21 protein-coding genes are annotated in these 18,659 nt (G+C 69.8%); 11 read left to right on the plus strand and 10 right to left on the minus strand.

All coding sequences use genetic code 11. From position 1 onward, the window contains the following. The first annotated feature begins 127 nt into the window (after positions 1 to 127). Genes LOC57_RS04765 through LOC57_RS04795 form a run of 7 tightly spaced genes read left to right on the plus strand, consistent with a single transcriptional unit; the run spans position 128 to position 6,925 of the window. Positions 128 to 661 carry a D-glycero-alpha-D-manno-heptose-1,7-bisphosphate 7-phosphatase gene (locus LOC57_RS04765; RefSeq protein ID WP_227912209.1) on the plus strand — a complete coding sequence of 178 codons (534 nt, stop codon included), beginning with the start codon at positions 128 to 130 and terminating at the stop codon, positions 659 to 661. Further along, positions 646 to 1,764 carry a glycosyltransferase family 9 protein gene (locus LOC57_RS04770; RefSeq protein WP_229958461.1) on the plus strand — a complete coding sequence of 373 codons (1,119 nt, stop codon included), beginning with the start codon at positions 646 to 648 and terminating at the stop codon, positions 1,762 to 1,764. Before LOC57_RS04765 ends, LOC57_RS04770 begins: the two co-directional genes overlap by 16 nt. Beyond that, positions 1,761 to 2,807 (plus strand): glycosyltransferase, encoded by a 1,047-nt coding sequence (locus tag LOC57_RS04775; protein ID WP_229958463.1) that lies wholly within the window; start codon positions 1,761 to 1,763, stop codon positions 2,805 to 2,807. Before LOC57_RS04770 ends, LOC57_RS04775 begins: the two co-directional genes overlap by 4 nt. Beyond that, positions 2,804 to 4,078 (plus strand): glycosyltransferase, encoded by a 1,275-nt coding sequence (locus tag LOC57_RS04780; RefSeq protein WP_229958464.1) that lies wholly within the window; start codon positions 2,804 to 2,806, stop codon positions 4,076 to 4,078. Before LOC57_RS04775 ends, LOC57_RS04780 begins: the two co-directional genes overlap by 4 nt. Continuing rightward, on the plus strand, positions 4,075 to 4,725 hold the full coding sequence (locus tag LOC57_RS04785) for a D-sedoheptulose-7-phosphate isomerase (protein WP_442860153.1): 651 nt from the start codon (positions 4,075 to 4,077) through the stop codon (positions 4,723 to 4,725). The genes LOC57_RS04780 and LOC57_RS04785 overlap by 4 nt, the downstream gene beginning before the upstream one ends. Next, positions 4,722 to 6,086 (plus strand): PfkB family carbohydrate kinase, encoded by a 1,365-nt coding sequence (locus LOC57_RS04790; RefSeq protein WP_229958466.1) that lies wholly within the window; start codon positions 4,722 to 4,724, stop codon positions 6,084 to 6,086. The genes LOC57_RS04785 and LOC57_RS04790 overlap by 4 nt, the downstream gene beginning before the upstream one ends. Before the next feature lie 44 nt (positions 6,087 to 6,130). Continuing rightward, positions 6,131 to 6,925 carry an SDR family oxidoreductase gene (locus LOC57_RS04795; RefSeq protein ID WP_227912215.1) on the plus strand — a complete coding sequence of 265 codons (795 nt, stop codon included), beginning with the start codon at positions 6,131 to 6,133 and terminating at the stop codon, positions 6,923 to 6,925. 12 nt (positions 6,926 to 6,937) lie between these two features. On the opposite strand, the gene LOC57_RS04800 is transcribed toward LOC57_RS04795, so the two are convergent. After that, positions 6,938 to 7,897, minus strand: coding sequence for a DMT family transporter (locus LOC57_RS04800; RefSeq protein WP_229958468.1), 960 nt, complete (start codon positions 7,895 to 7,897; stop codon positions 6,938 to 6,940). Here LOC57_RS04800 and LOC57_RS04805 point away from each other — a divergent pair. Beyond that, positions 7,896 to 9,311: an aminotransferase-like domain-containing protein gene (locus LOC57_RS04805; RefSeq protein WP_229958470.1), complete on the plus strand. Its 1,416-nt coding sequence runs from the start codon at positions 7,896 to 7,898 to the stop codon at positions 9,309 to 9,311. The two genes, LOC57_RS04800 and LOC57_RS04805, sit on opposite strands and share 2 nt — an antisense overlap. Here LOC57_RS04805 and LOC57_RS04810 read toward each other — a convergent pair. Further along, a complete protein-coding gene (locus LOC57_RS04810) occupies positions 9,274 to 9,933 on the minus strand; it encodes an acyl-CoA-like ligand-binding transcription factor (RefSeq protein WP_227912220.1) in 660 nt (219 codons plus the stop codon). The two genes, LOC57_RS04805 and LOC57_RS04810, sit on opposite strands and share 38 nt — an antisense overlap. An 81-nt stretch (positions 9,934 to 10,014) precedes the next feature. Here LOC57_RS04810 and LOC57_RS04815 point away from each other — a divergent pair, with 81 nt between their 5' ends. After that, positions 10,015 to 11,628 carry an FAD-binding protein gene (locus LOC57_RS04815; RefSeq protein WP_227912221.1) on the plus strand — a complete coding sequence of 538 codons (1,614 nt, stop codon included), beginning with the start codon at positions 10,015 to 10,017 and terminating at the stop codon, positions 11,626 to 11,628. Here the strand turns inward: LOC57_RS04815 and LOC57_RS04820 are convergent. The 4 genes from LOC57_RS04820 to LOC57_RS04835 all read right to left on the minus strand — a co-directional run bounded on the left by LOC57_RS04820 (position 11,625) and on the right by LOC57_RS04835 (position 14,170). Continuing rightward, positions 11,625 to 11,897 carry a helix-turn-helix domain-containing protein gene (locus LOC57_RS04820; protein WP_227912222.1) on the minus strand — a complete coding sequence of 91 codons (273 nt, stop codon included), beginning with the start codon at positions 11,895 to 11,897 and terminating at the stop codon, positions 11,625 to 11,627. The genes LOC57_RS04815 and LOC57_RS04820 overlap by 4 nt on opposite strands. After that, entirely contained in the window at positions 11,897 to 12,388 is a 492-nt protein-coding gene (locus LOC57_RS04825) for a DUF2975 domain-containing protein (protein WP_229958472.1), read from the minus strand. Before LOC57_RS04825 ends, LOC57_RS04820 begins: the two co-directional genes overlap by 1 nt. Before the next feature lie 185 nt (positions 12,389 to 12,573). After that, positions 12,574 to 13,608 carry a CU044_5270 family protein gene (locus LOC57_RS04830; RefSeq protein ID WP_229958474.1) on the minus strand — a complete coding sequence of 345 codons (1,035 nt, stop codon included), beginning with the start codon at positions 13,606 to 13,608 and terminating at the stop codon, positions 12,574 to 12,576. Then, positions 13,574 to 14,170, minus strand: coding sequence for an RNA polymerase sigma factor (locus LOC57_RS04835; protein ID WP_229958476.1), 597 nt, complete (start codon positions 14,168 to 14,170; stop codon positions 13,574 to 13,576). Before LOC57_RS04835 ends, LOC57_RS04830 begins: the two co-directional genes overlap by 35 nt. A gap of 8 nt (positions 14,171 to 14,178) precedes the next feature. Between LOC57_RS04835 and LOC57_RS04840 the strand changes: the two genes are divergently transcribed. After that, positions 14,179 to 14,325, plus strand: coding sequence for a hypothetical protein (locus LOC57_RS04840; RefSeq protein ID WP_227925878.1), 147 nt, complete (start codon positions 14,179 to 14,181; stop codon positions 14,323 to 14,325). Here LOC57_RS04840 and gap read toward each other — a convergent pair. Next, the gene (gene gap / locus LOC57_RS04845) at positions 14,318 to 15,328 is read right to left on the minus strand and encodes a type I glyceraldehyde-3-phosphate dehydrogenase (RefSeq protein WP_227912229.1); all 1,011 of its coding nucleotides are present in this window, start codon (positions 15,326 to 15,328) and stop codon (positions 14,318 to 14,320) included. The genes LOC57_RS04840 and gap overlap by 8 nt on opposite strands. Positions 15,329 to 15,420: 92 nt before the next feature. On the opposite strand from gap, the gene LOC57_RS04850 reads away from it, so the two are divergent. After that, on the plus strand, positions 15,421 to 16,623 hold the full coding sequence (locus LOC57_RS04850) for an ROK family transcriptional regulator (RefSeq protein ID WP_227912230.1): 1,203 nt from the start codon (positions 15,421 to 15,423) through the stop codon (positions 16,621 to 16,623). A gap of 15 nt (positions 16,624 to 16,638) precedes the next feature. Here the strand turns inward: LOC57_RS04850 and LOC57_RS04855 are convergent, their stop codons facing one another. From LOC57_RS04855 to LOC57_RS04865, 3 genes are all read right to left on the minus strand, one after another. Beyond that, positions 16,639 to 16,866, minus strand: a complete 228-nt coding sequence (locus LOC57_RS04855) for a hexameric tyrosine-coordinated heme protein (RefSeq protein ID WP_227912233.1) — start codon at positions 16,864 to 16,866, stop codon at positions 16,639 to 16,641. Between the two features lie 116 nt (positions 16,867 to 16,982). Next, positions 16,983 to 17,468, minus strand: a complete 486-nt coding sequence (locus tag LOC57_RS04860; protein ID WP_227912234.1) for a hypothetical protein — start codon at positions 17,466 to 17,468, stop codon at positions 16,983 to 16,985. A gap of 10 nt (positions 17,469 to 17,478) precedes the next feature. After that, the gene (locus tag LOC57_RS04865) at positions 17,479 to 18,639 is read right to left on the minus strand and encodes a glycosyltransferase family 9 protein (protein WP_227912235.1); all 1,161 of its coding nucleotides are present in this window, start codon (positions 18,637 to 18,639) and stop codon (positions 17,479 to 17,481) included. Positions 18,640 to 18,659: the final 20 nt, after the last annotated feature.

An 18,659-nucleotide genomic window follows, 5' to 3' on the forward strand; every position in this document is an offset into this window, starting at 1 on the left:
GGAGGGACATCCTGCCAGATCAGCGGCCCGCCCGGTACAGGTGTGTTCCCCCGTGGCTGGAGGCACCCCCGGAAAAAGATGTGGCTGCGGGTGTTTAGCAGCAGTGCCGAAGGGGGACAGAGGCGGTATGGAAGTTATGCCGTCACCGCCGCGTGCCGTCCTGTTTGACCGGGACGGCACGCTGATTGTTGACGTGCCCTACAACGGGGACCCGGAACTGGTGCAGGCGGTGCCCGGGGCTGCCGATGTGCTGGCACGGCTGCGGCGGGACGGCATCCCGGTGGGTGTGGTGACCAACCAGTCCGGCATCGGCCGCGGGCTGCTCTCCGCCGGGCAGGTGGAAGCCGTCAACGCCGCCGTTGACGCCCTGCTGGGTCCGTTCGATGTGTGGGAGATCTGCCCGCACACCCCGGAACGCGGCTGCATCTGCCGCAAGCCCATGCCTGGAATGGTGCTGCGTGCCGCCCGGCGCCTGGGCCTGGACCCGGCGGAGGTGGCGGTGATCGGCGACATCGGCGCCGATGTCCAGGCGGCCGCGGCGGCCGGCGCCCGCGGCGTCCTGGTCCCCACAGCCGTCACGCGGCCCGCCGAAACCGCTGCAGCTGATCTGGTGGCCGCCGATCTGCGGAAAGCAGTGGACCTGTTATGGGGCGGCGCGTGAGCCGCCGGGTCCTGGTGGCGAGGCTCGACGGCGCGGGCGACGTCCTGCTGGCCGGCCCCGCTGTCCGTGCGGTGGCGTCCGCGCCGGGGGTGGAGGCCGTGCTGCTGGCCGGCCCGGCGGGGACCCCGGCCGCCCGGCTGCTGCCCGGCGCCGCGCAGGTGCTGGAGTGGTCCTGCCCGTGGATCGTGAACCCCGCCCCGGAACCGTCGCCGGCGCACCTGGCAGCGCTGGTGGACATGGTCCGCGCTGCCGGAACCCGTGAGGCGGTGATCCTCACGTCCTTCCACCAGTCCCCGCTGCCCCTGGCGCTGGTGCTCCGAACCGCCGGGGTGCACACCATCACCGGTGCTTCCACCGACTACGCCGGTGCGCTCCTGGACCAGCGGCTGCGGCCCGGCGAGGATTTCCCCGAAGACCAGCCGGAACCGGAACGGAACCTTCGCATTGCCGCAGCCGCCGGTTTCCGGCTTCCGGCCGGTGACGACGGCAGGCTCCGGCTGGGTCCGCTGCCCGATGCAGGGCATCTGGCGGGCGATGACCCCTATGTGGTGGTGCATCCCGGCACCGCCGTCCCGGCGCGCGCCTGGCCTGCCCTGCACTACGCCGCCGCCGTCGAGCTCCTGACCGCTGCCGGCTACCGCGTGGTGGTGACCGGCGGCCCCGGCGAGAAGGCACTGACGGCCACGGTGGCGGGGGTGGCCGGGCTGGACCTCGGCGGCCGCACGGACCTGGCCTCGCTGGCCGGTGTGCTGGCCGGTGCCGACGCCGTGGTGGTGGGAAACACAGGCCCCGCGCATTTGGCGGCGGCTGTTGGCACGCCGGTGGTCAGCCTCTTCGCCCCGGTGGTGCCCGCTGTCCGCTGGGCACCGTACCGGGTGCCGCTGGAACTGCTGGGCGACCAGCAGGGACCATGCCGGCTTTCCCGGGCCCGGACCTGCCCGGTGCCGGGGCACCCCTGCCTGTCCGGCGTCGCGCCGGAACAGGTGGTGGAAGCCGTGCAGCGCCTGGTCCGCGGTGTTTCGTCCCTGGGCACGCGGCGGGAAACCCGGCACGGCGGCCTTCCGGCACACGTATCCGGGCACCGGAGAGCGGGGAAACCATGAAGATCCTGCTCTGGCATGTGCACGGAGGGTGGATGGAATCCTTTGTCCGCGGCTCCCATGAGTATCTGCTGCCGACCACACCCGCCCGGGACGGCTGGGGGCTGGGCCGCGGCGGCCGGGCCTGGCCGGCGTCCGCCGTCGAAGTGGCGCCCGAGCAGCTGCGCGGTCAACAGGTCGATGCGGTGGTGCTGCAGCGTCCGGAGGAACTTGTTGCCTGCGCCCGACTGCTGGGCCGCCGGCCCGGCCGGGACCTGCCCGCGGTTTACCTGGAACACAACACCCCGCGCGGCGCGGTGCCGGAAACCCGGCATCCGCTGGCCGGCCAAAACGCTATCCCCGTGGTGCACGTTACGCAGTTCAACCGGCTCTTCTGGGATACCGGCGACGCCCCGGTCCGGGTGATTGAGCACGGCATCCCCGACCCGGGGTACCTGTACACCGGAGACCGGCCGCACCTGGGCGTGGCAGTCAACGACCCCGTCCGGCGCGGAAGGATCACCGGCACGGACCTGCTGCCGGCCTTTGCCCGGGCCGCTCCCCTGGAAATCTTCGGCTTCGGCACCGGTCAGCTGCCCGCCGCCTTGCAGCTGGACGGGGAGGGCAACCGGGACCGGCTGCTCCTCCGCGGAGATCTCCCCGCCGCCCGGATGCACGCCGAACTGGCCGGCTGCCGGGCCTACCTGCATCCGATGCGCTGGACCTCCCTGGGCCTGTCACTGCTCGAAGCCATGCACCTGGGCCTGCCCGTCCTGGTGCTGGCCACCACGGAGGCCAGCCGGGCGGTTCCGCCGGAGGCAGGGCTGGTCAGCAACAACCCCGAAGAACTCCTCGCCGCAGCACAGATGCTTCTGGCGGATCCGGAACACGCGCGCACCTGCGGGCTGGCAGCGCGTGAGGCGGCGCTGGCACGTTACGGCCTGGCCCGGTTCCTGTCCGAGTGGGACAGGCTCCTTACCGACGTGGTCTCATACAAGCTTTCCGCCGCGCCGCAGCAGGCGCCGGCAGGACCGATAACGGCATCAACAGGAGGGGGACAACAGTGAGAATCTCAATGGTGTCCGAGCACGCTAGTCCGTTGGCTGCGCTGGGCGGCGTGGATGCCGGCGGGCAGAACGTCCATGTAGCCGCCCTTTCCGTGGCGCTGGCAGCCCGCGGGCACACCGTGCAGGTGTACACCCGGCGTGATGACCCCGGGCTGCCGGACCGGGTGCAGGTGCAGGACGGGCTGGAAGTAGTGCACGTGGCGGCCGGACCGGCACTGCCGCTGCCCAAGGATGACCTGCTGCCGTACATGGGACAGCTGGCCGAAGGCATGGTGGCGGACTGGGGAAACCAGCCGCCGGACGTGGTGCATTCACACTTCTGGATGTCCGGCCTGGCCGCGCTGGAGGCGGTCCAAAGCGCGGCCGACGACGGCGCCCGGGTACCGGTGCTGCACACCTTCCATGCGCTCGGGACGGTGAAGAAACGGCATCAGGGCGCGGAGGACACCAGCCCGCCGGAGCGGACCTGGCTGGAACCCTCGGTGGGCCGGCGGGCAGACCGGGTCCTGGCCACCTGCTCGGACGAGGTTTTTGAACTCAAGGCCATGGGCGTGCCGGGCAGCCGCATCTCCATTGCGCCGTGCGGTGTGGACCTGTCCCTGTTCAAGTCCCGCGGACCAGCCGAGCCCCGCGGCCGGCGGCACCGCATTGCCGCCGTCGGGCGTCTGGTGCCTCGCAAGGGCGTGGACCTGGCCATCCAGGCGCTGGGACTGCTGCAGGAGGCCGGAATGGCGGACGTGGAACTGCTCATTGTGGGCGGCTCAAGCGACTGTGCCGGGCTGGAATCGGATCCGGAGGCTCGCCGGTTGATGTCCCTGGCCCGTTCCCTGGGCGTGGCGGACCGGGTGCTGCTGCGCGGACAGGTTCCGCGCGAAGACATGCCGGCGGTGCTGCGCAGCGCGGACGCAGTGGTGTGCGCACCCTGGTATGAGCCGTTCGGCATCGTTCCGCTGGAGGCCATGGCCTGCGCAGTGCCGGTGGTGGCCACCGCGGTGGGCGGACTGATCGATACGGTGGTCCACGGCAAAACCGGGCTGCTCGTACCGCCGCGGGACCCGGCCGCCCTGGCCGCCGCGCTGGGCGAACTGCTGCAAAACCCCGGCTACGCCCGGCGGCTCGGCACCGCCGGCAGGCAACGTGCCTCCGCCCGGTACTCCTGGGACCGGGTGGCACAGGAAACCGAAAAGGCCTATCAGTTGGCTCTGAGGGGAGTCCCCCTCGGCCAGGCCCGGCCGGCCCGGCTGCAGCCGACGGGAGGGCAGGCACTGTGAGTATCGAACCGGCCACCGCGCCTCCGCCCGTGACCGATGCGGCGCACGGGGCGGTTCTGGCCCATCTGGCCGGCACCGGCCCCGCCCTGCTCTCCGTACAGCAGCAGGCCGGGCGGCTGGCCCAGTGGGGCGTGGAGCTTGCCGGGCGCCTGCTGGATGGACACCGGCTGCTGACCGCCGGCAACGGCGGTTCCGCCGCCGAGGCCCAGCACCTCAGCGCGGAACTGGTGGGCCGGTTCGACGGCGAGCGCCGGCCCTTTTCCGCCATCGCCCTGCACGCGGACACCTCCGCGGTCACGGCCATCGCCAACGACTACGGATTTGAACAGCTCTACGCCCGGCAGGTGACGGGCCATGGCCGCCCCGGCGACGTGCTGCTCCTGTTCTCCACCAGCGGCGCCAGCCCCAACCTGCTCGCCGCCGTGCAGGCCGCACGCCGTGCCGGGCTGCGCACATGGGCGCTAACCGGCCGGGGACCCAATCCCCTCGCCGCGGCGAGTGAGGAGGCGGTCACCGTGGATGCGCCGGCGGCCAACGCGCAGGAGGCCCATCTGGTGGCCCTGCATGCGCTGTGCCGGTCCTTTGACGCCGAGGTGCAACGGTGCACCCAACCCCAACAGCGCACCTCTGCAGGAGGAATGCCGTGAAAACGATTGTCGTAGTAGGCGACACCTTGCTGGACACGGACATAACCGGTTCCGCCCAGCGCCTCTCCCCCGATGCCCCGGTGCCGGTGGTGGACGTCGCCGACGTCGGCCGCCGCGCCGGCGGGGCGGGCCTGGCGGCGCGGATGCTGGAGCGGGACGGGGTGCAGGTGCACCTGGTGACGGTGATCTCCGATGACGGGGCCTCCGGGCTGCTGCGCACCGCGCTGGCCGGCATCCCCCTGACCAGCGGGCCGTCGGATGCTCCCACGCCGGTCAAGACCCGGATCCGGGCCGGCGCCCAGGCCGTGGTCCGCTTCGACGAAGGCTGCGCCCCGCCCCCGGTGCCGGCAGTGACCGCGCAGATGCTGGCGGCCGTGGCGGCTGCGGACGCCGTGCTGGTCTCGGACTACGGCCGCGGCCTGACTGCCAATCCCGCACTGCGGGAACTGCTCGGTGCCCTGGCTGGCCGGATCCCGGTGGTGTGGGATCCGCATCCGGCCGGAGCCGACCCGGTACCGGGGGTCGCCGCCGTCACCCCGAATATGACCGAGGCACTGCAGGCTGCGGGAGAAACGCCGGGCGGTGTTCCGGCCGGGCTGCGCGCTGCCGAGCGGCTGCTGGAGCGCTGGAGCAGCCGTTCGGTGGTGGTGACCATGGGTGCCCAGGGAGCCCTGGCGTTGCCGGCCGCCGGTCTGGCGCAGGTCCTGCCGGCGCCCCGGATCCGCGAGAATGACAGCTGCGGGGCCGGGGACCGGTTCGCGGCGTCGCTGGTTGTCCGGCTGCTCGACGGCGACGGGCTGGAAGCGGCGGTTGAAAGCGCCGTCGGCACCGCGGCGTCGTTCCTGGCTGCCGGCGGCGTGGCCGCCCTGGACCGGGAGGAGACGCTGCCGGTGCTGGGCAGCGACGTCCCCGACGCCCTGGCCACTGCCGCACTGATCCGGGAACGCGGCGGAACCGTGGTGGCCACCGGCGGCTGCTTCGACCTGCTCCATGCCGGGCACGCGCGCACGCTGCTGGCTGCGCGGGGGCTGGGCGACTGCCTCATTGTGTGCCTGAACTCCGATGACTCGGTGCGGCGGCTCAAGGGCGAGGAACGCCCGATCATCGGTGCAGAAGACCGGGCGGAGCTGCTGCAGTCCCTGGAATGCGTGGACGGTGTGCTGGTTTTCGAGGAGGACACCCCGTCCGCCGTACTGGAACGGCTGCGCCCCGACATCTGGGTCAAGGGCGGGGACTACCGCGAGGATCAACTGCCCGAGGCCGAGCTGATCCGTTCCTGGGGCGGTGAGACCGTCACCGTCCCGTACCACCCGGCCCGCTCCACCACGGCGCTGGCCTCCGCCCTGGCCAAAGTCGGCTGACCACGCCTTTCCGCCGTCCCCGTCCCGATTGAAAGGAACCGTCCATGTCTGTCTCCCCTTCCGCTGTCCCCGCCGTCCCCGCACCCGGCTCCGCGCTCGACGCCGGCGCCCCGCAGCCGGACCCTGCCCTGCGCGGCACCCCGGTACGCGCTGCAAACACCCTCCGCGTACTGGTTACCGGCGGGGCCTCCGGCCTGGGCGCCGCCGTCACCGAAGCGGTGACCGCCGCCGGCGGCAGCGTGGTGGTGCTGGACCTCGACACCAGTTCCGTCACGGGTGCCAAGGCCCTGCAGGTGGACGTGGCGGACCGTGCCAGCGTGGAAGTGGCGGTCCGGGAAGCGGCGTTGATGCTCGGCGGGCTGGACGCTGTGGTCACCGCGGCCGGAATCGACCGCTGCGGCCGGCTCGAAGACGTTGCGGCCCGGGAGTGGGAGAAAGTCATCGGCGTGAACCTGCTCGGCACGGTGTCCGTGGTGCGTGCCGCCCTGCCGTACCTGATGGCGTCCCGCGGCCGGGTTGTCACCGTGGCTTCCACTCTGGGGCTCAAAGCCGTCTCGGATGCGACCGCGTACTGCGCCTCCAAGTTCGGGGTGGTTGGGTTTAGCCGGGCCCTGGCCGCCGAAACGGCCGGACGCGTGGGCGTCACCACCATGATTCCCGGCGGCATGAAGACCCGTTTCTTCGATGACCGCACCGAGCAGTACCGGCCGCAGGACGATTCCCGGCTCAATGACCCCGCCCGGGTGGCCGACGCCATCCTGTTCGCCCTCTCCCAGCCGACCGGCTGCGAAATCCGCGAAATGCTGATCTGCCACGAGGAGGAGGATTCCTGGCCCTGAGTCCCCGTCCGTTCAGGCCGGCATCGGCTTCGGCTTCGCGGCAGGCTGCACCTTTCGGCTGCGGGTCCGCACGGCGACGCCGGCGCACAGGATCACCGCGAGCCCGCCGAGTACGGTGGCCCAGGTCAGTTCCTCGTGCAGCAGCAGCGCCGCCCAGCAGATGGTCAGGACCGGCTGGACCAGCTGCACCTGGCTGACCTGCGCCATGGGGCCGATACCGAGCCCGCGGTACCAGGCGAAGAAGCCCAGGAACATGCTCACCACGCCCAGATAGGCGAAGGCTGCCCACTCGCCCGGGCCGGCGGCAGGCGGCCGGCTGAGTGCCGCGGACACGGTCAGCCCGCCCATCACCGGTGCGGCCAGTACCAGTGCCCAGGAAATGGTCTGCCAGGCACCGAGCTCCCGGGTCAGGACGCCGCCCTCCGCGTATCCCACTGCCCCGGCCATCACCGCAGCGAACAGCAGGAGGTCCGACGGGTGCAGGCCGGCCTGCCCGCCGCCCTGCACCGCAGCGAATCCTCCGGCTGCACCCGCTCCGACGGCTGCCAGCAGCCAGAACCTCCGCGGCGGCCGCTCCCCCGTGCGCAGGACCGCCACGGTGGCGGTGGCCGCCGGCAGCAGCGCGACGACGACGGCGCCGTGGCTGGCGGGAGCAGTGGCGAGCGCGAAGGACGTCAGCAGCGGGAACCCGGCCACCACGCCGCCTGCCACCAGTGCCAGACGTGCCCACTGGGTTCCCCGCGGCAGCCGCTGCCGCGTTGCGGCCAGTACTGCGGCGGCCAGAACCGCGGCAACCACGGCCCGCGCCGATCCGGCGAAGAGCGGGGACATTCCGCCGCCCGCCACCGCAATGCGCGTGAACGGGAGGGTGAAGGAGAAGGCTGCGACTCCCAGCAGGCCCCACCAGAGCCCGCTGCGGGCACTGGGTAGCACTGTTGGGACAGCGAGAGTAGCGCTATTATGTGGCTTCATGGCCGATAGTAGCAGTGCCGACCGGATCGTGGCAGACCTGCGCACCTGGATTTCCTCAGCCGCTCCGGGAGCCCAATTGCCGCCGAGCCGGACACTCGTGGCGCGGTACGGCGTCAGCCCGGTGACGGTGCAGCGGGCGCTTCGAACGCTCTCCTCGCTGGGGCTGGTGGAGGGCCGGCCGGGCGCGGGCACCTTTGTCCGTGCCCGCACGGTGGCCCGGGTGCAGGACTACGGCTGGCAGACCGCCGCCCTGGGTGCTCCGCGCAGCATGCCCACCCTTTCCGCCGCCATGCGCGCTGCGCCTGATGACGTGATTGCCCTGCACTCGGGCTATCCGGACGCGGAGCTGCTGCCCGGCCAGCTGGTGCGGGCAGCCTTTGCCCGTGCCGCCCGCAGCGACACTGTGCTCTCCCGCTCCCCTGCCGCCGGCCTGCCCGACCTCCGTGCCTGGTTCGCCGCCGAACTGGGGGCGGGCGCACCGGCGGACATCGCCCCGCCGGCAGCAGCCGACGTCGTGGTCCTGCCGGGCAGCCAGGGCGGACTCAGTGCCGCGTTCCGCGCCCTCGTCGGACCCGGCAGGCCGCTGCTCATCGAATCACCCACCTATTGGGGTGCACTCCTTGCGGCCGCACAGGCCGGGGTGCAGGTGGTTCCGGTTCCCAGTGGAAGCGACGGCCCGGATCCGGAGGAGCTGTCCCGCGCCTTTGCGCAGACCGGTGCGCGGGCGTTTTATGCCCAGCCCGCCTTCGCCAACCCCACCGGGGCCTACTGGTCCCGGCAGCGGGCGGACCAGGTGCTGGCCACCGTTCGTCGGCACGGCGCCTTCCTGATCGAGGATGACTGGGCCCATGACTTCGGCATTGCGGCAGATCCGGAGCCTCTGGCGGCCCGGGACGACGGCGGGCACGTGGTTTATCTGCGGTCCCTCACCAAAAGCGTTTCCCCGGCGGTGCGGGTGGCGGCCGTCATCGCGCGCGGACCGGCACGGGAACGGCTGCTGTCAGATGTGCAGGCCTCGTCCACCTACGTGAGCGGTGTCCTGCAGTCGGTGGCGCTCGACGTCGTCACGCAGCCCGCCTGGCGGACGCACCGGCGCCACCTGCGCGGCCAGCTGGCCGCGCGGCGGGACCTGTTGCTGGAAGCGCTGCGTGAGCATGCCCCGCTGGCCCGGGTCGAGGCGGTCCCCAAGGGCGGGCTGAACCTGTGGGTGCGGTTGCCGGATAACACCGATCCGGCCGTGGTGGCCCGGGACTGTGAAGCGGCCGGCGTCCGCGTTGCTCCAGGCAACGAGTGGTTTCCCGCCGAACAGGCCGGCGCCTATCTGCGGCTGAATTACTCCGGACCCGATCCGGGGGCTTTCGGTGAGGGGGCGCGGATTATCGGCCGGGTCCTTGAGGACCACCGGGGGCGCTGAGGCGCTGGGACCCGGGCCGTGCGCCCGTCCAGCCTTGGGGCTCAGGCGGCGGCACCAAGAGTTCGAAACCCCGCAATGCCGTCGCCACCGTTTCCACCGGGGATCTGTCACCGTCGGAGAAGGCCCAGACAGCCAAAGCCTCCATGATGCCGGCCTGCACCGCCGTTGCGAGCACCCTGGGCCGCAGCGCATCCGCGGGTTCACCCAGCCTCCGGGCGATGACTTCCACCAGCTGCCGGTGCCACAACTGGTACATCTGCGATGAGGCGGCCTGCAGCTCCCTGGTGGTGACAATCAGCTGGATGCGCTGGCGGCCGTCCGCATACTCGTCGCCAAACGCCGCGGCCACGGCCGCAATGATCTGTTCCATCAACGGCAGACCGGCGTCGGCCGATTCAAACCCTTCCCGCAGTGCGTCAAAGGTTTGGTCCACGGCGCCCCATACAATGTCTGCCTTCGCCGGAAAGTGGCGGTGCAGGGTCCGGACGCTGACCCCCACCTCGGCGGCGATGCCGCCCACCGTCACATTTTCGTAGCCGTCCCGGAGTACGACGCCGAAAGCGCGGGCGCGCAGTTCGGCCTCTTCCACCGCGGGGGGACGGCCCGGTGCTCGTCTGGTCATCCACCCACGGTAAGCCCTTGTTCCGCGTTGCGGGGTTATGGCAGACTCTGCCGAAATAAGGTTGCCGACAAGGAGGTCGTTATGCCCGAGGGCGAGCAGTTTGACGTGATTGTGGTGGGGTACGGAGATGCCGGGGCGGCAGCGGCCATCGAAGCGGCGGATAACGGAGCGCGTGTGCTCGTCCTGGACCGCTCCTACGGGGGCGGCGCCAGTGCCTTGTCGGGCGGGGTGGTCTATGCCGGAGGCGGCACCCGCCAGCAGCGCGAGGCCGGTTATGACGACACCGTGGAGAACCTGTACAACTACCTTCGGCAGGAATCCGGCGACAGCGTGGACGACGAGACCCTCCGCCGCTTTTGCGCAGAAAGCCCGGGGACCATTACCTGGCTCGAACAGCAGGGAGCGGTCTTCGGCAGCAGCGTTCCGGACTACAAGACGTCCTACCCCACGGACCGGCACTACCTCTATTTCTCCGGCAACGAGAAGGCCCATCCCTATAAGCTCCACGCCGAACCGGCTCCGCGCGGACACCGTGCCGTGGCCAAAGGGCTGGCTTCCGGCAAGGTGCTGTGGACCGCCCTCGCCTCATCCGCCCGCCGCAAGGGCGTCACTTTCGTTCCGCTGGCCCAGGTGCATGACCTGATCATCGAGGACGGTGCCGTGGTGGGAGTGAAGTACCGCGTCCTGGACCGGAACCATGCAAACGCCGCAGAACACGCCCGGCTGACCCGCCTCACCGGCAAGATCGGCAACTGGGCACCCGGATTGGTCAAGGGACCGGTGGCGAAGATCAAGCGTCTCTGGGAGGAGGGCGCGGTGGACCGGGAAGCGCGTGCAAGCGCGGTGGTTCTCGCCGCCGGCGGCTTTATCTACAACGAAGAATGGCTCCAGCGCCACGCTCCGGAGTTCACCGGTATTTCCCCGCTGGGGACCCCGGCTGACGACGGTACGGGAATCCGGCTGGGCATGGACGCGGGCGGCACCACAGCCAAAATGGGCAACGTCACGGCCTGGCGCTTCCTTTCACCCCCTAGCGCCTTTATCGAGGGTGTGACCGTAGGCCTCAACGGCCGCCGGATCAAGAATGAAGACTTGTACGGAGCCACCCACGGCAACACGCTCATGCGCGAATTCGGCGGCAAGGGCTGGGCGGTGTATGACTCCGTCACCTGGAAAAAGGCACAGGGCCAGGTCCGTTCCCAAACCCAGATTTTCCAGCGGCTTCAAGTGGCCTTCCTGCTCACTGTCGGCCACAAAAAAGCGGGCACACTGGCGGAACTGGCCATGAAAATCGGCGTAGACGCCGCCGGGCTCCAGCGGACCGTTGAGGCCTACAACCATGGCATCGCCGACGGCACCGGGGATCCGGCGCACAAGGACCCCGCCTTGTCCGTTCCGCTGCTCAAGGCACCGTTCTATGCCTACAACATCTCCGTGGACGCTTCCCCGTTCTATCCGATTCCCGGTTTGACGCTGGGCGGACTGGTGGTGGACGGCGAGTCCGGTCTGGTGCAGCGGCAGGACGGCACACTGATTCCCGGGCTCTACGCCGCCGGCCGCAACGCCGTCGGTGTCTGCTCCGAAAGCTATGTCAGCGGCCTGTCGCTGGCCGACTGCATTTTCAGCGGCCGCCGCGCCGGCCGGCACGCCGTGTCTGCACGGGAGGCCAAGGAGTTGGACGCGGATATGGCCTAAGGGACGGGCGGGTGCTGCCCGCCGCCGTCGTCCCGGTTTCCACCTGCTGCGCTGATATCCGCTGTTTCGGGCTCCCAGCGCAGCAGGTCCCCGGGCTGGCAGTCCAACACCTCACAGAGCGCGGCCAGGGTGGTGAAGCGCACCGCCTTGGCCCGCCCGTTCTTCAGGACGGCAAGATTGGCTGGAGTAATGCCAATCCGCTCCGCGAGGGTGCCCACGGCCATCTTGCGCCGAGCCAGCATCACGTCAATATCCACGACGATCGGCATCAGATCACCCCGCCGAGTTCGGTGCGCAGGTGGTGCGCCTCCGCCGCGGTGGCGACGGCTGAAGCCAGCAGGGCCCGCATCACCAGCACGAGCAGGGCGCCGGCGGCAACGGTCACCCCCATGCCGCCAACCAACAGCACGACGCCGGGTGCCACCCCTTCGCCCGGCGCCAGCACGGCTCCCAGCGCGAACAGCAGCAGGGCAGCGGCCGCCACCGCTCCGATAACCACGTCCACGTAGCGGAAGGCTGCGGACGAGAACACCGTCCCCCGGCGCACCATGGTGAGCAGCCGCCAGACGCACACCAGGCAGACCTGGAAGGCCAGGATGCCCAGCACCACAATCACCAGGACCGGTACGCGGACGGCTTCAGCACCCGCCTCGGCCAGGTCGATGCCGAACAGCGGCACCATTACTGCCTCGACAAACAGGGTGCCGAGAAACACCAGCACCAGCACTATCCGTAACGCCAGGATGGTTGCTTTTCCCATGACACTCTCCCTGCGGAACCCCGTCGATTGAAGGACAGCCAATACTTATCGATAATCGAGAGGTCCCGCAAGGGTTTCCGGAAACCAGTAGCCGAACTTCCCACGCTCTGTGACTGCTGTGCCCAGTGGGACCACACCAGCAACACCGGCACCAAAGCGTGGGAAGTTTCCGCGGCGCAGGTTCCCTAGGGCGCTGAATCCACCACCGAGGTGGTGACCGCGGACCATCCGAGCGCGGTGCCGGCCGGGAAGATTTTTCCGTCTTCCAACAACACCGTCCGCTCACCGATCATCAGGCCGGTCTGCGGATCAATGATGATCTCACTCCGGAAGCCTTGCTCGGGCGATCCGATGCCCAGCGAGATTCCGGTCCGCCCGTCCAGGGCTGCCTCCCGGTCAACAACGGAGACCCCGGGAATCAGCGCTGCCGCCCGGTACAGGGCGGCCCGCAGATCCGCCGGGATGGCGCCGGTCCCCAGGGTTTCAGCGATCCGTTCGAACGCTTCCTCATGGGGGGTCTGTCCCCCGCCGGCATTGCCTTCATAAAGCAGGTCAAGGAGTTGCCGGGGGTCCCTGGGCGCACCCTCAACTGCTTCCTGCAACGGCATGTCGTTGAGAACGTGCTGGGTTGATCCGCCGAACTCCCCGCGCGGGGCACGCGTCACGTCACCGCTGTCAGAGCTGCCCGCACCAACACGTTCGGCCTCCTGTCTGGACCCGTCATCGAAGAACTGCACCGGTTTGGATGGTTCGCGGATCCACACCCATTCCCCGGTCCGGTCCGCGGGTATGTACACCTGGTGGTCCCGGCGGGTCAGCCAGGAGAACTCTTGCCCCTCCGGCGTGACCGTGGAGGTGGTGCCCACCATGTCGGTGTCCACCAGCAGGTACTGGCCGGGGGCCAGCACCGGGTCGGAGCTGGTGATGGTTGCCGCAGCGGCGGCGTTCAGCACTTCGGCGGCCTCCGCCGTCGCACCGGGGCGCTCATCCGAGCCAACGACGTCGACCGCCACCAGCGCCGCGACCAGGGCGGCCGCAGCAGCGGAGGCCAGCAGGGCGCGCCGCCAGGGTCTGCGGGGGTGCAGTACCGGTGCCGGCTCCCGTGCAGAGTCTTCCTCGGCTGTTCGTTGCATCAGTTTCTCCCGGCCGGCGGCCAGGACGGCCGGGGGAACGGTTCCGGTGGTGTTACGCGTTGCGCGCAGCAGGTGCAGTTCGTCCATGATCACTGTCCATTTCGTCGAAAAGGGCAAAGCCGAGGTCCGCGCGGAGCTTGCGCCGGGCGCGGTTGATGCGGGAGCGGACGGTGCCCACGGGCACCCCGGCGGCGGTGGCGATGCCGTCATAGGTCAGGTCCGCCCAGGCGTAAAGCAGGATCGCTTCCCGGTCGATCGGGGCCAGCGCCTGCAGGGCCGCGCCGATCCGGGACCGGTCGGCGTCGGCGTCCACCTGTTCGTCCACTGCAGCCAATCCATCGGCCGTGTCCCCGCGGCTGCTGTTCCGCACCAGGGCACGCAGCATCCGCGCTTCTGCGCGGTGGTGCCGGCGCAGCAGGTTGGTGGCAATGCCGAAAAGCCACGGTCGGACCGCTTCGGCCGGACCGGTGAAACCCGCCCTCCGTTCGAAGGCGATGAGAAAGGTCTCGGCCATCACGTCTTCGGCGGCAAAGTCACCGGCACGGCGGGCCGCGTACCGGTAGATGTCCGGCGCGTGCCGGTCATAGAGTTCCCCGAATATGGAGGGACCGCTGCGCGAGAGCTCCACAATCTCTTTGTCTGTCTTCACACCCTGTAATGCCCGCTCACCGCGAATGGTTCACGGTTCCCCCGGTTTTCTTTTCGGTTTTCCTGGACACCGCATTAAACGACGACGGCGCCGCCCGGACCGTGGAAGCGGTCCGGCGCGGCGCCGTCGGGGATGTTGCGGGTATTGCTAGCTGAGCTTGGAGGCAACCAGGCCGGTGAGGTCCACCAGGCGGTTGGAGTAGCCCCACTCGTTGTCGTACCAGCCGACGATCTTGACCTGGTTACCCATGACGCGGGTCAGGCCGGAGTCGAAGATGCAGGAGGACGGATCGCCCACGATGTCGGAGGAAACAATCGGATCCTCGGTGTACGTGAGGATGCCTTCCCAGCGCGGGTCCTGTGCGGCCTTGGCGTAGGCAGCGTTGATCTCCTCGACCGTGGCTTCCTTTTCCAGGGTGACCGTCAGGTCGGTGACCGAACCGGTGGGAACGGGAACGCGGATGGCGAAGCCGTCCAGCTTGCCCTTCAGCTCCGGCAGGACCAGGCCGATGGCCTTGGCGGCACCGGTGGAGGTGGGCACCATGTTCAGGGCTGCGGCGCGGGCGCGGCGCAGGTCGCTGTGCGGCCCGTCCTGCAGGTTCTGGTCTGCGGTGTAGGCGTGCACCGTGGTCATCAGGCCCTTTTCGATGCCGAAGGCGTCGTTGAGGACCTTGGCCAGCGGGCCCAGGCAGTTGGTGGTGCAGGAGGCGTTTGAAATGATGTCGTGGTTTTCGGGATCGTAATCGCCGTCGTTCACGCCCATCACCACGGTGAACGCGTCACCCTTGGCCGGTGCGGAAACCAGGACCTTCTTGGCGCCTGCGGAGATGTGCTTCTGCGCATCCGCGGCGTTGGTGAAGAAGCCGGTGGATTCGATGACGATGTCCACGTCCAGCTCGGCCCAGGGCAGGTTGCCCGGATCGCGCTCGGCGAGGACCTTGATGGTGTGTCCGCCAACCACCAGGTTGCCGTCTTCAACCGTGACCTTCTCGGCCAGGCGTCCGGCAACGGAGTCGTACTTGAGCAGGTGGGCCAGCTGCGCGGGATCGCCGAGGTCGTTGACTGCTACAACCTCGAACCCTTCACCGTGCTGCAGGGCCGCCCGCAGGTAATTGCGGCCGATCCGACCAAAACCATTGATTCCGACGCGTACCGTCACTGCGGCCTCCTTGAAGCTAGAGTAAATTTAGAGACTAAATTTAATGTCTTCTACAATTATGCTGTTATTACCGCCACACGTCAAAGGGACACATGGACGCCTCCGCCAACACCCCGCAGCTATTGCGCCGCGCCAACCTGCGCGCAGTGCTGCACGTGCTGCGCTCGGCACCATCGGTCACCGGCACCGACCTGATCGACGCCACCGGCCTCACCCGCGCCACCGTGATCGCCGTCTGTGATGACCTGATAGCCCGCGGCTGGGCCCGGGAAACGGACTCCCCCCGCGCCGGCGGGCAGAAAGGCCGTCCGGCCCGCCGCTTCCAGTTCAACGAGAGTGCCGGGTACGTCCTGGGGCTCGACGTCGGCATTGCCACCGTCCGCGTGCTCGCCGCCGACCTCGCCGGCGCCGTCGTCGGCGGTGCCGAGGCGCGCTTCCCCCGTCACGGCGGGCAGCGGGAGGACCGGCGCCGGGTGGTCACCGCCGCCGTTGACGCGGCCCTGGAGGATGCCGGAATTACTTCCTCGGCGGTGCTCTGTGCCGGAATGGGCATTGCCGCCCAGGTCACCGGCGCCGGTCGGGTTGCCCCGGGGCAGGACGTGGCACCCATGTTCGATCTGGGGCTCACGCAGGAGTTCAGCAAGGCCCGGGGCTGGCCGCTGCTGGTGGAGAATGACGCCAAGCTGGCCGCTTTAGCCGAACGCTGGCGGGGCGTGGGGGCGGGGGAAGAGAACCTTGCCGTGATCCTGGCCGGCGAGCGGCTGGGCAGCGGCATCATTGAATCAGGCCGGCTGCTGCACGGCGCTTCGGGCGGCACCGGCGGCATGGGGGCGCTGGACCTGGTGGACGGTGTGGGCAATGAGGACGGCATTGCCAAGCTGGCCCGCCTGTGGGGCAGCGCCGCCCTCGAGGACGGCCACAACGGGCGGATCCGTGAACTGGTGGGGCCCAACACCAACCGCGCGTCGGCCCGCCTGGTGTTCGAAGCGGCCGAGGCGGGCGACCCGGTGGCCGTGGAAATCCTGGACCGGATTGCTGCCCGGATGGCCCGGGTCCTGGCGCTGGTGTCCTCGTTCTTCGATCCCCGGCTGATCGTCATCGGCGGTGCCGTGGCCGCGTCCGCCACCGCCCTGCTACCGGCGATGCGGCAGGAACTGGAACGGTATGTGGTGCAGCCGCCGCGGATTGCCGTCTCCGGGCTGGGCAAAACGCTGGTGCCCACGGGCGCGGTGCGCCTGGCCCTGGACTACGTGGAGACGCACCTGCTGGATCTGGTCCCCGAACTGCGGCGCTAGGAGCGACCCGGCCGCTTAGCGCCAGTAATTGTTAGCGGCGGCGATGGTGGCAAACTCGGTGGCGACCACGGCCGCCGCGGCAATAAGCGCTTCGGGGTTGTTCGCGTAGGCGTCGCGGATAATCTCCTGGACCTTTTCATCCGGCTGGATGGCCAAAGATGTCTGCAGTGCCAGGCTGAGGGCCAGCTTGCGTCCATCCTCGGGGGTGGGGCACTGCAGTGAATTGTTCGGCACAAGCTCCATGGTGTCCGTCCTTTGAACGCGTGGCACGGCGGCTTGTTTCATTGTGGGCGGGGCCGATTCCGGGGCGCAAGGGCCTGCAGGTTTCCCCTGCGGCAGGGGCCCCACTCGGCCCCGGCTCAGTCCCGGTGCGTATTGCGGTAGCCGCGGGCCTGCACCGCCAGCAGGGCAAGGGCACCGGCCAGGCCGGACGGCAGCAGGTAGACACCCGTCATCTGGAAGTTGAGCAGGATCAGACCCTTCCGGGTCATGGTCGTAGTGCCGTTGCCGTATACGGTGTCCAACTGCAGGCCGCCAAAGAGCCAGATCAGTCCGACGCCCAGCATCAGCACCACAATCGCCCAGGCGGCGCCGAGGTAGGGGTTGAGCCTGCTCCGTGACAGGTCCGTGCCATTCGGGTTGCCGTGCGGGGGCGCTTCCAGTCCGGTGCCGGCGGCGGGGGCTTCCCCGCTGCCGTCATCCACCACCTCCACCCAGTCCCGGCCCGCGTGCTCGGTGCCGGCGCTGTCCCGGCCGGCACCGGTGTCGCCGATCCGATCATCCCCGGGCTGGGGGCGGCCAAACAGCCGGCGGTCTACCTCGTCATAGTTTTGCTGGTTCGCCATGCACCGGAGCCTACTGGAAGCATCCGTCCGGATCGGCCACCAGCAGGGCGGCAACGTCGTCCCACACATCGGTAGGGCGCACTTCGGCCACAAAGGAATCATTGTGCTCGCACCGCTCCGCCGTCCAGCCGACCTGCGTGACGTCCGCTTTGCAGACCGGGCACGCCGAAACCCAGGACATGTGCACCCGGTGCCGGCTGCGGCCGATGGCCCCGGCATTAATGACGTTGCCGAACCAGTAGATCCCCACTGTGGGCGTGCCGACCGCCTGCGCCAAGTGTCGCGGCCCGCTGTCGTTGCCCACCAGCACCGAACTCGCCTGCAGCAGCCCTGCCAACGTGCCGATATCCAGGTCTCCGGCCACCGAGCGCACAGGCGCCTGAGGGCCGGCGTCGGCGAGCGCCAGCTCCACCACCAGCCCGGCTAGATCCCGGTCAGCGCCGTCGCCCACCACCAGGACCTGGCAGCCGCGCTCCACGGCGCGTACCGCAACCTCCGCGAAGCACGACGCCGGCCAGCGCCGCCGCGGGTCCGTGGCCCCGGCGTGCAGGGTCACCAGTTTCCGGCCCGGGAGGAGCATGGTGCGGGCCCGCGCCGCCTCGTGCGGCAGGACGGGCAGCTGCGGCTCCATGCTCACCGGTACGGCTCCGGCCAGGCCCACGACTTCCAGCGCCCGGAAAACCTCGTGCTGGTAGTAGATGTACGGGATGTTCCGTTCCAGGGCGGCGGCGTCGGGAGTGCGGGTGCCCACGGTGTGCCGGGCACCCAGGCCCAGCAGGAACGGATTCGAGTTCCGTCCGCCGCCGTGGACCTGCACGGCCAGGTCAAAGTCCTCCTGCCTCATCCGGGACAGGAAAGCCCCGGTTCCCCGCCGGTCCTCGGGGCCGGCGGAAATCCCCGGAGCAGCGGGCAGGATTTCCACCCGGTCCACCGGTCCCGGCCGGTCCGCCAGCAGTGCGGCGTGCAGCGCTGTGCCCAGCAGCGTGATGGAGGCCTGTGGATACGCCGCAGCAAGCGCTTCAACGGCCGGCAGGGCAAACATCAGGTCGCCCAGGCCGCCGCCCCGCAGCACGGCGATCTTCCGTACGCCGGGAAAACGCGGAGCCACGGGGCCTACACCGGGTGCGGGGGCCCGCCCCGGCCGGCGACGGGCACGGATTTCATGCGTCATGCCGCTCCTGTTCCCGGAGG

It is taken from the genome of Arthrobacter sp. zg-Y750, assembly GCF_020907365.1.
In the GTDB taxonomy this organism is placed as follows: Bacteria; Actinomycetota; Actinomycetes; order Actinomycetales; family Micrococcaceae; genus Arthrobacter_B.